Annotated in this window: 10 protein-coding genes and 1 pseudogene; 10 read left to right on the top strand and 1 reads right to left on the bottom strand. The window is 75.7% G+C overall.

Features of this window, described 5'->3' with window-relative positions; all coding sequences use genetic code 11:
- Positions 1-44 precede the first annotated feature (44 nt).
- The 5 genes from Sya03_RS18565 to Sya03_RS18545 all read left to right on the top strand — a co-directional run bounded on the left by Sya03_RS18565 (position 45) and on the right by Sya03_RS18545 (position 7,458).
- Positions 45-1,448, top strand: coding sequence for an aldehyde dehydrogenase family protein (locus tag Sya03_RS18565; RefSeq protein ID WP_203939594.1), 1,404 nt, complete (start codon positions 45-47; stop codon positions 1,446-1,448).
- A 59-nt stretch (positions 1,449-1,507) separates the two neighbouring features.
- Positions 1,508-2,185 (top strand): septum formation family protein, encoded by a 678-nt coding sequence (locus Sya03_RS18560; protein WP_203939593.1) that lies wholly within the window; start codon positions 1,508-1,510, stop codon positions 2,183-2,185.
- Between the two features lie 58 nt (positions 2,186-2,243).
- Positions 2,244-2,906 carry a DUF4190 domain-containing protein gene (locus tag Sya03_RS18555; protein ID WP_203939592.1) on the top strand — a complete coding sequence of 221 codons (663 nt, stop codon included), beginning with the start codon at positions 2,244-2,246 and terminating at the stop codon, positions 2,904-2,906.
- Between the two features lie 77 nt (positions 2,907-2,983).
- The gene (locus Sya03_RS18550; protein WP_203939591.1) at positions 2,984-6,244 is read left to right on the top strand and encodes a glucodextranase DOMON-like domain-containing protein; all 3,261 of its coding nucleotides are present in this window, start codon (positions 2,984-2,986) and stop codon (positions 6,242-6,244) included.
- Positions 6,245-6,282: 38 nt separating this feature from the next.
- The gene (locus tag Sya03_RS18545) at positions 6,283-7,458 is read left to right on the top strand and encodes a glycoside hydrolase family 18 protein (RefSeq protein ID WP_239107667.1); all 1,176 of its coding nucleotides are present in this window, start codon (positions 6,283-6,285) and stop codon (positions 7,456-7,458) included.
- Between the two features lie 22 nt (positions 7,459-7,480).
- Here Sya03_RS18545 and Sya03_RS18540 read toward each other — a convergent pair whose 3' ends face one another.
- Entirely contained in the window at positions 7,481-9,742 is a 2,262-nt protein-coding gene (locus Sya03_RS18540) for a catalase (RefSeq protein ID WP_203939590.1), read from the bottom strand.
- 172 nt (positions 9,743-9,914) lie between these two features.
- On the opposite strand from Sya03_RS18540, the gene Sya03_RS18535 reads away from it, so the two are divergent.
- The 5 genes and pseudogenes from Sya03_RS18535 to Sya03_RS18515 form a co-directional block, all read left to right on the top strand.
- Positions 9,915-10,481 carry a dihydrofolate reductase family protein gene (locus Sya03_RS18535; protein WP_203939589.1) on the top strand — a complete coding sequence of 189 codons (567 nt, stop codon included), beginning with the start codon at positions 9,915-9,917 and terminating at the stop codon, positions 10,479-10,481.
- Positions 10,482-10,548: 67 nt separating this feature from the next.
- Complete coding sequence (locus Sya03_RS18530) at positions 10,549-11,706, top strand: acyl-CoA dehydrogenase family protein (RefSeq protein WP_203939588.1); 1,158 nt, start codon at positions 10,549-10,551, stop codon at positions 11,704-11,706.
- Between the two features lie 20 nt (positions 11,707-11,726).
- Complete coding sequence (locus tag Sya03_RS18525) at positions 11,727-12,107, top strand: DnaJ family domain-containing protein (protein WP_203939587.1); 381 nt, start codon at positions 11,727-11,729, stop codon at positions 12,105-12,107.
- A gap of 124 nt (positions 12,108-12,231) precedes the next feature.
- A complete protein-coding gene (locus Sya03_RS18520) occupies positions 12,232-13,065 on the top strand; it encodes a hypothetical protein (protein ID WP_203939586.1) in 834 nt (277 codons plus the stop codon).
- A gap of 391 nt (positions 13,066-13,456) precedes the next feature.
- Positions 13,457-14,651, top strand: a pseudogene (locus tag Sya03_RS18515) (glycosyl hydrolase); the annotation flags it as partial.

The raw sequence follows: 14,651 nt of genomic DNA, 5'->3' as shown, positions 1-14,651 counted from the left end.
CTAAACCATAGTTTGGCGGCAGTTCTTTGGGGCATTCGCGCCACATGCATGAGGTGGAACAGCTGATCGGGGGCGTCTGGACGCCCGCCGCGGGCGACACGTTCGAGGTCCGCAGCCCCGTCGACGGCGCCGCGGTGAGCCGGGTGCCGGTGGCGACGGAGTCCGACGTGGCCGCCGCCGTGAAGGCGGCCCGCGACGCGCAGCCCGGCTGGGCCCGCACCGCGCCGGCCGCGCGCGCCGCCGCCGTGCACGCCGCCGCGGACGCGCTGGAGGCCGCCGCCGACGACATCGCGGAGCTGATGCGCGCCGAGATGGGCAAGCCGGTCGCCGACGCCCGCGGCAGCATCGACGCCGGCATCGGCACGCTGCGCCAGTACGCCGAGCTGGGCCCCGTGCACCGCGGGCGCGCGCTGGCCGGCAACGACGAGGCGATCGACCTGATGGCGTACCAGCCGCGCGGCGTGGTCGCGGCCATCACCCCGTGGAACGACCCGGTCGCCGTGACCTGCGGGCTCATCGGCGCCGCCCTGGTCACCGGCAACACCGTCGTGTCGAAGCCGAGCGAGCGCACCCCCGCCGTCGGCCACGCCGTCGTCCGGGCGCTCGCCCCGCACCTGCCCGACGGCGTGCTGTCGCTGCTCACCGGCCCGGGCAGCGTCGGCGCGGCGCTCACCGGCGCCGACGTCGACGTGGTCGCGCACGTCGGCTCGACGGCCACCGGCCGGGCCATCGCCGCGGTGTGCGCCCGCACCGGCGCCAAGGCGCTGCTGGAGAACGGCGGCAGCGACCCGCTGATCGTCGACGCCGGGGTTGACCCGGCGTGGGCGGCCGGGCAGGCGGCGCTGGGCGCGTTCGCCAACTCGGGCCAGATCTGCGTCGCCGTCGAGCGCGTCTACGTGCACCGCTCCGTCGCCGACGCGTTCCTCGACGCCCTGGTCGCCGAGGCCGGCGCGTGGGCCGACCGGCTCGGCCCGCTCGTCGACACCCGCCACCGCGACGCCGTGCACGCCCAGGTGACGGCGGCGGTCGCGGCCGGCGCGACGGCCCGCTGCGGCGGCGAGGTGCCGCCCGGCCCCGGCGCCTGGTACCCGCCGACCGTCCTGGCCGGCTGCACCGACGACATGGCGGTGCTGCGCGAGGAGACGTTCGGCCCGGTCGCGCCCGTCGTGGTGGTCGACAGCTTCGACGAGGCCCTGGCCCGGGCCGCCGACTCCCCGTACGGGCTGGCCGCGACCGTGCTGACGCCGTCGATGAGCAACGCCCAGCGCGCCTGGCGCGACCTGCCCGCCGGCACGGTCAAGATCAACGCGGTGTTCGGCGGCGCCCCGGGCGGCGCCGCGCACCCGCGCCGCGCCAGCGGCCAGGGCTTCGGGTACGGCCCGGAGCTGCTCGACGAGCTGACGGTGACCAAGGCCGTCCACGTGGAGGCGCCGCCGTCGGGCTGGTGAACGCCGACGATCGTCATGGGGCGGCGCGCGGGCCCCCGTCGCTGCTAGCGTGCCGCCTCGTGTCCGAGACTCTGCCGCCGCCGCCCGCCGCCCCGCAGCCTGCCCACCCGCAGCCCGCCGGCCCGCAGCCGCCGTACCCCCAGGCCGCCCCGCCGCGCGCCGGGAACAACGGGCTGTCCATCGCCGCCTTCGTGCTGTCGCTGCTCGGCGGCGTCCTGCTCGGCCTCGGCCTCGGCATCGCCGGGCTCGTGCAGGCCCGCAAGCGCAACCAGAAGCGCGGCCTGGCCATCGCCGCCATCGCCATCTCCTGCGCGTGGGCCCTGCTCATCGGCATCGGCGCCGCCATCGCGATCGCGCAGTCCCCGGACCGCGACGCCGACGGCGCGCTGACCTCCGGTGGCACCGCGGCGGTCACCGAGCTGCGCGCCGGCGACTGCCTCAACGGCGCCCGCGAGGGCATGGTCACCGACGTGTCCGTCGTGCCGTGCGCCCAGCCGCACGACGCCGAGGTCGTCGGCGTGCACACCATGACCGGCGCGGCGTTCCCGGGCGCGGCCGCCGTCGAGCAGGCGGCCACCGAGGAGTGCGGCCGGCTGCTGGACGACTACGCCGGGGAGAAGGCCGACGCCGTCGACCTGCTGTTCCTGCAGCCGGTGGCGGAGAGCTGGGACCGCGACAAGACCATCACCTGCCTGGCCACCCAGCCGGCGAAGGGCACCGGCTCGATCCGGCAGTGACGGGGGTCGCAGGAAACGGGGCGGCACGGGGGACGCGCCGCCGCTAGTGTCCCGCGTCGTGCCCGACGCCGAACCGACCACCACCCCGCCCGCCGACGCGACCGACGGCCGGCCCGCCGCCTCACCGGCGGCGCGGCCGCCGCTGAGCGGGCTCGCCGTCGCCGCGCTGGCCACCTCCCTCACCGCCTGCGCGCCCCTGAGCATCGGCCTCGGCCTGGCCGCCCTTGCCCGGATCCGCCGCGGCCAGGAGCGGGGCCGCGGCATCGCCGTGGCCGGGATGGTCGCCGGCACCCTGGCGCTCGCCGCCATGCTGGCCCTCAACCTGTGGCCGGTCGGGGGTCCCGCGCGCGACGCGGCGGGCCGGGTGGTCGCCGCCGGCCCGGTGGGCCTCGTCCACCTGCGCCCGGGCGACTGCGTCGAGGTGCTCGGCACCGAGACGACGGTCTCCGAGCTGCCCGTGGTCGGTTGCCGGGAGGCGCACGCCGCGGAGGTCGTCTCCGTCGGCGACATCCCGTACCCGGCGCGCATCGACGACTACGACAAGGACGAGTTCCTCGCGGCCGCCTGCGCCGACCGGCTCGCGGCCTACGCTCCCGCCGCCGACCGCTCCACGCGCGCGGTGCCCCTGGAGCCGACGTGGCTGTCGCGCGTCTCGGGCCGCGGCGACGTGGTCTGCCTCGCCGTGCTGCCAGTGCCGCAGAACTACTCCCTGCGCGGCTGACCCGGCGAGCGGCACGCGCGCTGCCGATTGCCGACGGAGGTGTTGTCGGCGACGGGCATCAATGGTCTGATGCGCGGATGAGGCCCGTGCTGCTCGCCGCGTCGCTGTTGCTCGCCCCGTTCGCCGTCGCGTCGCCCGCGGGGGCGGCGGCCGCTCCCCCGGCGCCGGGTGGGCCGGGGACGGTGTCGCACTTCGGGCTGGCGCGCAAGGACTGTGTCGGCACGGCGTACGGGCGGGGCTCGAAGGTCTGGTACACGGTCGCCAACGGCGTGCTGTCCGATGTCTACAGCCCCACCGTCGACAACACGAACCTGGAGTCGGTGCAGTTCGTCGTCACCGACGGGGTCACGTTCACCGACATCCAGACCCGCGACACCACGTACTCGGTGCGGGCGCTGGACGAGTCGGGGATGTCGTGCGAGGTCACCAGCGTGGCGCGCAGCGGGAAGTACCGGATCGTGGCGGAGTACCTGACGGACCCGCGGCGCGACGCCGTGGTGGCGCGGGTGCGGCTGGTGACGGAGGTGCCGGGGCTGCAGCTGTGGGTGCACGTGGACCCGAGCGTCAACGGCAACGGCGGGGGCGGCGCGGCCAACGGCGGCGCCGACGACGCGCAGGTGGACGCGGCGACGGGCGCGCTGGTGGCGGCCGACCCGCAGACGACCAGCAGCGCGCTGAACCGCGACTACGCGGTGCCGACCGCGCTGGCGGTGCGCGCCGACCGGCCGTTCCTGGCCTCGACCAGCGGGTTCGCGGGCACCGCGTCGGACGGGCTGGCGCAGCTGGACGCGTCGCGGCGGCTGACCACCCGGTACGCGGACGCGTTCGGCGGCAACGTGGTGCAGACGGCGCGGCTGGACACCGGGCGGGGGCCGGTGACGCTGGCGCTGGGGTTCGGCCGCGACGCCGGGTCCGCCGTCGAGGTGGCCGGCGCCGCCGCGCGGACCCCGTTCGCCGCCACCGCCGCGCGCTACCACCTGGGCTGGGCGGCGTACGACCGCACGCTGGCCCGGCCGCCGCGGGACCGGCGGCGGGCCTACTACCTGTCGGCGAACGTGCTCAAGGCCAGCGAGGACAAGACGTTCCCGGGGGCGATCGTGGCGTCGCTGGCCAGCCCGTGGGGGCAGGCGGTCAGCGCCGGTGACACCCCGGGCGGGCGGCCGGTGTACTTCGGCTCGTACCGCGAGATCTTCGCCCGGGACCTGTACGAGTCGTTCACGGGGCTGCTGGCGACCGGCGACCGGGCGACCGCCCGCGACACCGTGCGCTGGCTGTTCGAGCGCCAGCAGCTGCCCGACGGGCGGTTCCCGCGCAACTCGCTGCTGAACGGCAAGGTGGCGCCCGACTCGGGCGGCGACCAGCTCGACGAGACCGCGTACCCGGTGCTGATGGCGTGGCAGGCGGGGCTGGCGGGCGACCGGGGCCTGTGGCCGCGGGTGCGCCGGGCGGCGGACTTCCTGGTGGCGTACGGTCCGTCGTTCGGCAGCGAGCGGTGGGAGGAGCAGTCGGGGCACTCGCCGTCGACGATCGCGGCGGAGATCGCCGGGCTGGTCGCGGCGGCGCGGATCGCCGACCGGCAGGGCGCCCGGGACGCGGCGCGGGTCTACCGGGCCACCGCCGACCACTTCCAGCGCTCGGTGAAGGGCTGGACGGTCACCACGAGCGGCCCGTACGCGCCGCGGTACTTCATCCGGCTCGCCAAGACGGGCGACCCGGACGCCGCGATCACCTACAACCTGGGCAACGGCGGCCCGGACGCCGACCAGCGCACGGTGGTCGACGCGGGCTTCCTGGAGCTGACCCGGCTGGGTGTCCTGCCGCCGGACGACCCGGACGTGCTGGCGTCGCTGCCGGTGGTCGACCGGGTGCTGCGCATCGGCGACGGCTTCTACCGCTACGGCACCGCCACCGCGGGCACCGAGGACGGCTACGGCGACTGCTGGGAGCCCGACCCGACCGCGTGCGCCCCGAGCGGGCGGCCGTGGCCGACGGGCAACGCGGGGTCCGGGCACCTGTGGCCGGTGCTCAGCGGCGAGCGCGCCCAGCACCACCTGGAGCGCGGCGACTCCCCCGGCGCCGCCCGGCTGCTCGACGCGATGACCGCGTCCGGCACGGGCGTCGGGCTGATCCCCGAGCAGACGTGGGAGAACCCGGCGGTGCCGCCGTCGGCGTGGGGCACCCCGCCCGAGCAGGCGTCGATCGGGTTCGTGCCGGGCGGCGCGGCCGGTTCGGCGTCGCCGCTGACGTGGGCGCAGTCGCAGCAGGTGCGGCTGATCCGCTCGCTGGGCGAGGGCCGGGTGATCGAGCAGCCGGCGGCCGTGCGCGACCGGTACGTGACCCGCGGCGCGCCCGGCACCCTGCCGGTGACGATCACCGCCCCGGCCGAGGGCGCCGTGGTGCCCGGCGGCACGGCGACGGTCACCGGTGTGACGGCGCCGCGCGCCCGCGTCACCGTGGCGGGCACCCCGACCGACGTGGCGGGGGCGACCCGCACGGTCACCGTGACCGCCGACGCCGCGGGCGCGTTCCGGGCCGTCGTGCCCGTCGGGTTCCTGGCGAACGTGGTGACGGTGGCCGCCGAGCGGGGCCGGGCGACCGGCTACGCGCGGGTGACGGTGGTGTCCGAGGCGCTGCCCGGCCCGGCGCTGCTCACCGTGGACGACCCGCAGGGCGACGACAACGGCCCGGGCACCTACCGGTACCCGACGGCCGCCGACTTCCGGCCCGGCGCGTACGACATCGAGCGGTTCCAGGTCGTCGACGCGGGCGACACCGTCTACCTGCTGACCCGGCTGCGCGACCTGACGCCCACGTTCGGCTCGGCGCTGGGCGCCCAGCTGCTCGACGTGTTCGTGCGCGACCCGGCCGCCGGGAGCTTCTCGACGGCCGCGCCGTTCCCGCAGCGCAACTACACGATCGCGCCCGGCTCGGCCTGGTCGAGCCGGATCGAGGTGCAGGGCTTCGCCGGGCCGGTGTTCGCCGACGCCGGCGGCGACTCCCTGGGCACGGTCACCGTCACGGCCAACGCCGCCACCCGGTCCATCCTGGTCGGCGTGCCGAAGGCGGCGCTGGGGACGCCCGGCCCCGGCTGGGTGTTCACGGTGGCGCTCCACGGCCAGGACGGCTACAGCCCGGACCAGGCGCGCGGGTTCGCGGCGACGCCGCAGCCGTACCAGTTCGGGCTGTGCGCGGCGGGCGACAGCGCGCCGGTGTGCGGCACCGACCCGGCCGCCGCGCCGAAGGTGATGGACACGGTCGTCCCGGCGGGCGTCAGCCAGCAGGAGGTGCTCGACCCGGCGGCGCCGCCGGTGCAGCTGGTGGGGGTGCCCGTCCCCTGAACGGGTGACGAATCGGGCATCGCAGGCACAATGGCGCGGTGAGACTGCGCCGTGCCCTGCTCGCCGCCGCCGTGCTGGCCTCCGGGTGCGCCGCCCCGGCACCCGCCGAACCGCCCCCGCCGGCGCCCGCGGAACCGCGCGTCGTCGGGTACCTCGCCGGGTGGGGCGTCTACGCCCGCGACTTCCAGGTCGCCGACGTCGCGGCGGGCCGGCTCACCCACCTGGTGTACGCGTTCGGGTCCGTCGACGGTGGCCGGTGCGCCCCCGCGGACCCGTGGGCCGACACCGCCCGCCCGTACCCGGCCGCGGAGAGCGTCGGTGGCCGGCCGGCCACCGGCGGCGCGATCGGCCAGCTGCGCCTGCTCAAGGCGGCGCACCCGGACCTGAAGGTGCTGTGGTCGTTCGGCGGCTGGAACGGCTCGGCCGGTTTCGCCGACGCCGCCCGCGACCCGGCCGGGTTCGCCGCGTCCTGTGCCAGGCTGCTGGACGACCCGCGCTGGGCCGGCGTCTTCGACGGCATCGACGTGGACTGGGAGTACCCGAACGCCTGCGGCCGGCAGTGCGACACCAGCGGGCCCGGGGCGCTGGCCGCCGTGGTGGCGGCGCTGCGCGGCGCGCTCGGCCCGGACCGGCTGGTCACGGCGGCCGTCCCCGCGGACGCCGGGAAGCTGGCCGCCGCCGACTACGCGGGCGCCGCCCGGCACCTCGACTGGGTGGCCGCCATGACGTACGACTTCGCCGGCACGGGCGGCGGCGGGGACGTGACGGCGGCGCACTCGGCGCTGACCGCGTACCCGGGCGCGCCCCGGCCCGACGCGGTCGGCGACGCGGCGATCGGGCGGCTGACGGCGCTGGGCATCCCGGCGGGCAAGCTGCTGCTGGGCATCGGCTTCTACGGCCGGGGCTGGGTCGGGGTGCGCGACGCGGCCCCGGGCTCGGCCGCGGCCGGGCCGGCGCCGGGGCGCTTCGAGGCGGGCATGGAGGACTACGCGGTGCTGGCGCGGCGCTGCCCGCCGACGGGGGAGGCGGGCGGCACGGCGTACGCGTTCTGCAACGGCCAGTGGTGGAGCTACGACACCCCGGCGACCGTGACGGCGAAGGCGCGGTGGGCGCGCGAGCGCGGCCTCGGCGGGGCGTTCGCGTGGGAGCTGTCGGGCGACTCCCCGGACGCGGCGCTGCTGACCGCGATGGCGGCGGGCCTCGGACGACCGTGACCCGCCGCCGTTCGCGGCCGCGTCAGGCGACCGTGGCGGGGAACCGCTCCCAGACCCGGTGGGCGGCCATCAGGTCCTGCACCGCGGCGAGGGCCTCGGCGCCGGAGCCGGCGGTGACGACGCCCGGTGTGCCGGCCAGGCCGGCCTGCTCCAGGACGGCGGCGCCGGCGCCCCACGCGCCGATCGCCTTGGCGTGCCGCCAGCACTCGTCCACCAGCAGCAGCACGCGCGGGTCCACCGTGGCGGTGGCGCTGGCGCCGGCCTTGGCGTCGCGGCCGGGCAGGGCGTCCGCGGCGGGGGCGGGCGACCCGGCGAGCAGCACCGCGTCGAACTCGACGGACCGGGCGGTGGCGAACGTGCGCTGCACCGGCGTGCCGTCCACGGTGCCGCCGTGCGGGGCGATCAGCAGCGGCACCATGCCGGCGGAGAACACCGCCCGGCGCACCTCGTCGACGCCGTCCAGGTCACCGTCCGGGTCGACGACGATGCCGACGAGCCGGCCGTCGGCCGGCCACCGGCCGCCGACCTGCGACAGCGCCGGGCTGGGCGTGACGTCGGCGAGCGGCACGGTGGGTTCCGGCGCGGGCAGGCCCAGCCCGGCGGCGACCTGGGCGCACAGCACCGGGTCCACGTTGGCCAGGCACTGCAGCTGGCGCTCCTTGATCGCCTGCTCGTAGCACTTGCCCAGCTCGAAGGTGTACGCGTGGATGATGTGCTCCTTCTCGACCGGCGTCATGCTCTGCCAGAACAGCCGCACCTGGCTGTAGTGGTCGTCGAAGGACGCCGGGTTGGCCCGCACCTTCGGCGCCTGCGCCACCGTCACGGGCACGTCGAGGAACGCCCGCTCGGCGTCGCCGGCCGGGAACGGGTTGCCGCCGTCGAGCGAGTTCGGCCGGTACGGCGCCACGCCCGCGTGCACGGCGTGCTGGTGGAAGCCGTCGCGCAGCATGTCGTTGACGTCGGCGTGCGGCCGGTTGATCGGGATCTGCGAGAAGTTCGGCCCGCCGAGCCGGGTGAGCTGGGTGTCCACGTACGAGAACAGCCGGCCCTGCAGCAGCGGGTCGTTGGTGACGTCGATGCCGGGCGGCAGGTGCCCGAGGTGGAACGCGACCTGCTCGGTCTCGGCGAAGAAGTTGCGCGGGGTGCGGTTCAGCACGAGCCGGCCGACCGCCTGCACCGGGGCCAGCTCCTCCGGCACGATCTTGGTGGGGTCGAGCAGGTCGATGCCGGCGAACGTCTCCTCCGGGGTGTCGGGGAAGACCTGCAGGCCGAGCTCCCACTCGGGGAACGCGCCGGCCTCGATCGCGTCGTACAGGTCGCGGCGGTGGAAGTCGGGGTCGACGCCCGCGGCGAGCTGCGCCTCCTCCCAGGTCAGGGAGTGCACGCCGAGCTTGGGCTTCCAGTGGAACTTGACCAGCACCGTCTCCCCCGCCTCGTTGACGAGGCGGAAGGTGTGCACGCCGAAGCCCTCCATCGTCCGGTACGAGCGCGGGATGCCCCGGTCGGACATGTTCCAGATCGTGTGGTGCTGCGCCTCGGTGTGCAGCGAGACGAAGTCCCAGAACGTGTCGTGCGCGCTCTGCGCCTGGGGGATCTCCCGGTCCGGGTGCGGCTTGCCCGCGTGGATGATGTCCGGGAACTTGATCGCGTCCTGGATGAAGAACACCGGGATGTTGTTCGCGACCAGGTCGAACGTGCCCTCGTCGGTGTAGAACTTCGTCGCGAAGCCGCGGGTGTCGCGCACGGTGTCGGCCGAGCCGCGCGACCCGAGCACGGTGGAGAACCGTACGAAGACCGCCGTCTCCTTGCCCTTGCGCAGGAACCCGGCCCGGGTGAGGTCGTCGGCGGTGCCGTAGCCGGTGAACACGCCGTGCGCCCCGGCGCCGCGGGCGTGCACGACCCGCTCGGGGATGCGCTCGTGGTCGAAGTGGGTGATCTTCTCGCGGAGGTGGTGGTCCTGCAGGAGGACGGGCCCGCGCGGCCCGGCCTTCAGCGAGTGGTCGGTGTCCCGCAGCCGGGCCCCCTGGGCGGTGGTGAGGTGGGCGCCCTGCTGCCCCTTCGCGGTCGGCGGGACGCCGGTCTCGGCGCCGGTGGGGGTCCGGGTGTCGGGGGCGCCCTGCTCGCTCTTGGCCGGCAGCGGGCCCGCCGGCGTGGTGGGCTCGGCGACCGGGGCGGGTGCGCTGCCCGGGGCGCCCGGCACGGTGTCGGTCAGGGCGTCGGCCACCTTCGCGGCGGCGGCCCCCACGACGTCCTTGACGACCTTGACGGGCTTGCTGCTGTCCATGGGTCTCCTCCGTCGGCGCGGGATGCGGTCAGTGGGCGCTACCCCGCCGACCGGCCAGCAAACGCTTTATCCGGTCAAACGGGACAGGCGGCGACCAGTTGCATTCCGAAAGCGGTCTCGCTACGGTGAGCGGACCGGTTGCAGACAGCAATCGGTTGTGAGGAGGCTCGGCATGGGCAAGCTCGTGTACTCGATGATCACCTCGGTCGACGGCTACGTCAGCGACCCCGCCGGCGGCTTCGAGTGGGCCGGCCGGGAGGAGGTCCACCGGTTCGTCAACGAGGCCTCCCGCGCCTTCGGCACCTACCTGGTCGGCCGCCGGATGTACGAGGTGATGTCCTACTGGGAGACCGCCCACCTGGAGCCGGGCCAGCCCGACGTCGCCCTCGAGTACGCACGCATCTGGCAGGCGGCCGACAAGGTCGTGTACTCCACGACGCTGGAGACCGTCGGCACCGCCCGCACCCGCCTGGAGCGCACCTTCGACCCCGACGCCGTCCGCGCCCTCAAGGAGCGGTCCGAGCGGGACCTCACCGTCGACGGGCCCACCCTGGCGGCGCACGCGCTGCGGGCCGGGCTCGTCGACGAGGTGCAGCTCTACGTCGGTCCCGCCGTCGTGGGCGGCGGCCTGCGCTTCTTCCCCGACGGCGTGCGTTCCCGCCTGGAGCTGCTCGACGAACAGCGGCTGGCCGGCGACGTGCTGTTCCTGCGCTACGCCCTGCCGACCCTCGCGGCCTGAGCCCGCCCACGCGGCCTGACCGGCGAAGCGGCCGCATGGCCGGGCCGGGCGCGGGAACATGGACGGCATGCTGACCGGCGACTTCTACCGCTTCGAGGACCTGCTGCCCGGCGACGAGCGGGAGATCCTCGCCCGCACCCGCGAGTTCCTGCGCGCCGAGGTCGCCCCCGTCGCGAACCACCACTGGAACCGGGCCGAGTTCCCGCACCACCTCATCGGCGGCTTCGCCGAGCTGGGGCTGGCCGCGCTGCCGTACCGGGACCCGGCGCCCAGCAGCCTGCTCAGCGGGTTCCTGGCGCTGGAGATGGCGCACGCCGACCCGTCCATGGCCACGTTCTTCGGCGTGCACGCCGGGCTCGCCATGGGCAGCATCGCCGCGTGCGGGTCGCCGGAGCAGCAGGAGCGCTGGCTGCCGGCGATGGGGCAGATGGAGCAGATCGGGGCGTTCGCGCTGACCGAGCCCGAGGGCGGCTCGGACGTGTCGCAGGGCATGCGCACCACCGCCCGGCGCGACGGCGACACCTGGGTCCTCAACGGCGCGAAGCGGTGGATCGGCAACGGCACGTTCGCCGACCTGATCGTGGTGTGGGCCCGCGACGAGGCCGACAACAAGGTCAAGGGCTTCGTCGTGCGCGGCGACAACCCCGGCTACGCCGCCACGAAGATCGAGAACAAGATCGCCCTGCGCACGGTCCAGAACGCCGACATCCGGCTCACCGACTGCCGGGTGCCGGAGGCCGACCGGCTGCAGAACGCCACCTCGTTCCGGGACACCGCGGTCGTGCTGCGGCGCACCCGCAGCGGCGTCGCCTGGCAGTCCGTCGGCGTGATGCTCGCCGCGTACGACATCGCGCTCGACTACGCGCGCAAGCGCGAGCAGTTCGGCAAGCCGATCGCCGGGTTCCAGCTGGTGCAGGACCTGCTGGTGCGGATGCTCGGCAACGCCACCGCCTCGCTGGGCATGTGCGTGCGGCTGGCCCAGCTGCAGGACGACGGAACCTACCGCGACGAGCACTCGGCGCTGGCCAAGGCGTGGTGCACCAGCCGGATGCGCGAGGTCGCCGGGTGGGCCCGGGAGCTGCTGGCCGGCAACGGCATCGTGCTGGACTACGACATCGGCCGGTTCGTCGCCGACTCCGAGGCCCTCTACTCGTACGAGGGCACCCGTGAGATCAACACCCTGGTCGTCGGGCGGGCGATCACCGGGCACAGCGCGTTCGTCTGAGCCGTGCCTACGCTGGACGCATGACGAACCGGTGGGAATCGGCCGTCGACCGGCAGATCCGCGAGGCGCAGGAGCGCGGCGAGTGGGACGGCCTGAGCGGCCTCGGCAAGCCGCTGCCCGGGGCGGGCGGCGAGTACGACGAGGACTGGTGGGTGCGCGACTGGGTGCGCCGCGAAGAGGTGACCGGCGTGCTGCCCGCCACGCTGACGCTGCGCCGCGAGCTGGAGGACCTGCCCGCCACCGTCGACCGGCTGCGCACGGAGGCGCAGGTGCGGGCCGCGGTCGCCGCCCTGAACGAGCGGATCGCGCGCAACCGGCGCGGGCACCTCGGCGGGCCGCCCGTGCTGCTGCGCGACCTCGACGCCGACGCCGTGGTGGCGGGCTGGCGGGAGCGCCGCTGAGCCGGCCGGGCCGGCCGGGCGCACCGTGTGCTGTGCCACGGAATCGGCACCTGGATGGTTCAGCCGAGCACGGCGGGTAACAGTGGAGGGCGACACCCGCAGTCTGCTGGAAGCCCTGAGGAGTATGACGACTACCGAAACGCCCGCGAAGATCTGGTCCGGCATCGACATCGCGAAGATCTGCGCCGGCGGCCTGGCCGCCGTGTCCGCCGCGGTGGCCGCGTCCTCGCTCGGCGTGGCCGGAACCCTGGGCGGCGCGGCGGTGGCCAGCATCGTCGGCTCGGTCGGCACCGAGCTGTACACCAACTCGCTGCGCCGCGGCTACGGCCGCCTGCGCAAGGCCAAGCCGGGCCTGGTGACCGTGCCGCGCACCGGCGACGCCGTCCCCGTGTCCGCCTCGGCGACGAGCGTGACGGGCGCGTCGGGCGCGTCGGGGGCGTCGGGGGCGGCCGGCCCCGACGCCACCACGGTCATCCCGGTGACGTCGGCGTCGGCGACCGGCGCGGCCGGGGCGTACGGCCCGGTCACCCCGGCGACGCCGAAGTGGAAGCGCATCGCGCTGCTGTCGGGCGTCGTGTTCGTGCTGGCCATGGCCGCGATACTGCTGGTGGAGCTGATGGCCGGCCAGTCGCTCGCGGCGGTGTTCGGCGACGACACCGCCGGGGCCACGACGATCACCAGCGTGGTGGGCGGCGACCCGGGCGGCGCGCCCGCGCCGGAGGTCAGCCCCACCCCGGCCGACGGCGCCACGGTGACGCCGGCCGTCACCGCCGAGCCGGAGCCGTCGGTCGCGCCGACGACCACCGCGCCCGGCGCCGACCCCACCGGCACCGCCCCGGCCGTCCCGCAGGACCCGGCCACCACGTCCGGCCCGGGCACCCCGGCCGACGGCGGCGGCACGGGCCCGGAGGACGGCACCGACGGCGGCGGCCAGGCCCCGACGCCGGCCGCTTCCTGACGGCCACCCACCCGGTCCCGGCGCCCGCCCGCACGGCGGGGGCCGGGACCGCGTGCTGTCACGCTGCGCAGTCGGCGGAGCGCCGGTCCGTGGGCACGCCGGGCCGGTGAGCCCGCGGGCGGCGGCTGGGCGGCGGACCGCTGCGCGCAGCAGCGGAGCCGTTACGCGTCACGGGGCGGACACAAATCGACGCCCGCAACGAACCAGGCTCGAGAAACATTGACGTAACACTTCGGACTCCGTTAATGTCTCGCCCTGAGAGAGCGCTCTCTCACTCTCTGTTCTCTCGATCTCACCGTTCCGCCCTGCCCTGGAACGTCTCCCTCTCACCCCTCACGGCCCGGCGCCCAGTGCCGGGCCGTCGTCCTCCCCTACCTGCCGGAGGCTTCGCATGTCCCTGCCGCTGCGCCCCGCCACTCTGGACACCGGCCCGCCGCGCCGGTCCCGCCTGCCCCGCTTCGCCGCCGCCGCGCTCATCGCGGTGACGTCGGGCGCCGTCGCCGTCGGCATCGCCGGCACCGCCGACGCCGCCACCGTGGGCGCCGGCAGCTACACCGAGACCCTCCCGCCCGGCGCGGCGCTGCCGACCGGCTGCGGCGACCTGGCCACCAACCCGCGCCAGTTCGTCACGGAGAACGCCCCCAAGGGCGGCCTGCCCACCAACGACTGGTGGTCGTCGCTGCTGTTCAAGAAGGGCGACGACTGCGCGTTCTCGCAGCCGCTCTACGCGCACCCGGCCGCCTACCGGCCCGTCTCGGGCGGTCTCGGCGTGTCGTACCAGACGACCCCGGCGATCAGCGGCAGCGCGACCGGCCTGGGCGAGTACCACTACCCGTACGCCCAGCACCTGGTGGTCGGCGTGGCCGGGCTGAACGCCCCGCGGGCGCTGGTGGACGGCTGGTCGGACTGGACCGTCAGCCCCCTGTGGAGCGACGGCAGCCGCACCCTGCGCGCGACCATCGGCCACGGCCTGCCGATGGCGTACTTCACCGCGACCGGCGGCGACGCGCTCATCTCGATCGTCGGCCCGCCGCAGGTCTGGGCGAACACCGGCGGCCGGGTCGGCTTCTCGATCGGCGGCCACGACTACGTGGCGTACGGGCCGGCGGGTTCGACGTGGACGCTCGAGGGCAACAACCTGCGCTCCAGCCTGGCCGGCAAGGGCTACTTCTCCGTCGCGGTGCTGCCGACCGACGGCTCCGGCGACCGGGCCGCGCTGGCCGAGTCGTGGGCCGCGCTGGCGCACAACCACGTGACCGGCACGACGGTGTCGTACGCCTACGACCAGGCGGGCGGCGTCGTCAACAGCACGTACGCGTACACCACGACCGCCCGCGAGAGCGGCGGCACCGGCACGGTCATGGCGCTGTACCCGCACCAGTGGCGCAACCTGTCGGGCGGCTCCCCGCTGACGCCGACGTACGTGTCGCCGCGCGGCCGGATGAAGATTCTCACCGGCACGCAGTTCCGCACGACCATGCGCTACACCGGCGTGCTGCCGGAGGTGCCCGCGGTCGGCGACTCGTCCGGGGCGGACCTGGCGACGATCACCCAGTTCCTGACGAACGAGCTGAACAACCCGGCGG

The sequence above is a fragment of the Spirilliplanes yamanashiensis genome, from assembly GCF_016863475.1.
GTDB lineage: Bacteria > Actinomycetota > Actinomycetes > Mycobacteriales > Micromonosporaceae > Spirilliplanes > Spirilliplanes yamanashiensis.
This window is presented reverse-complemented; position numbering and strand designations above follow the sequence as displayed.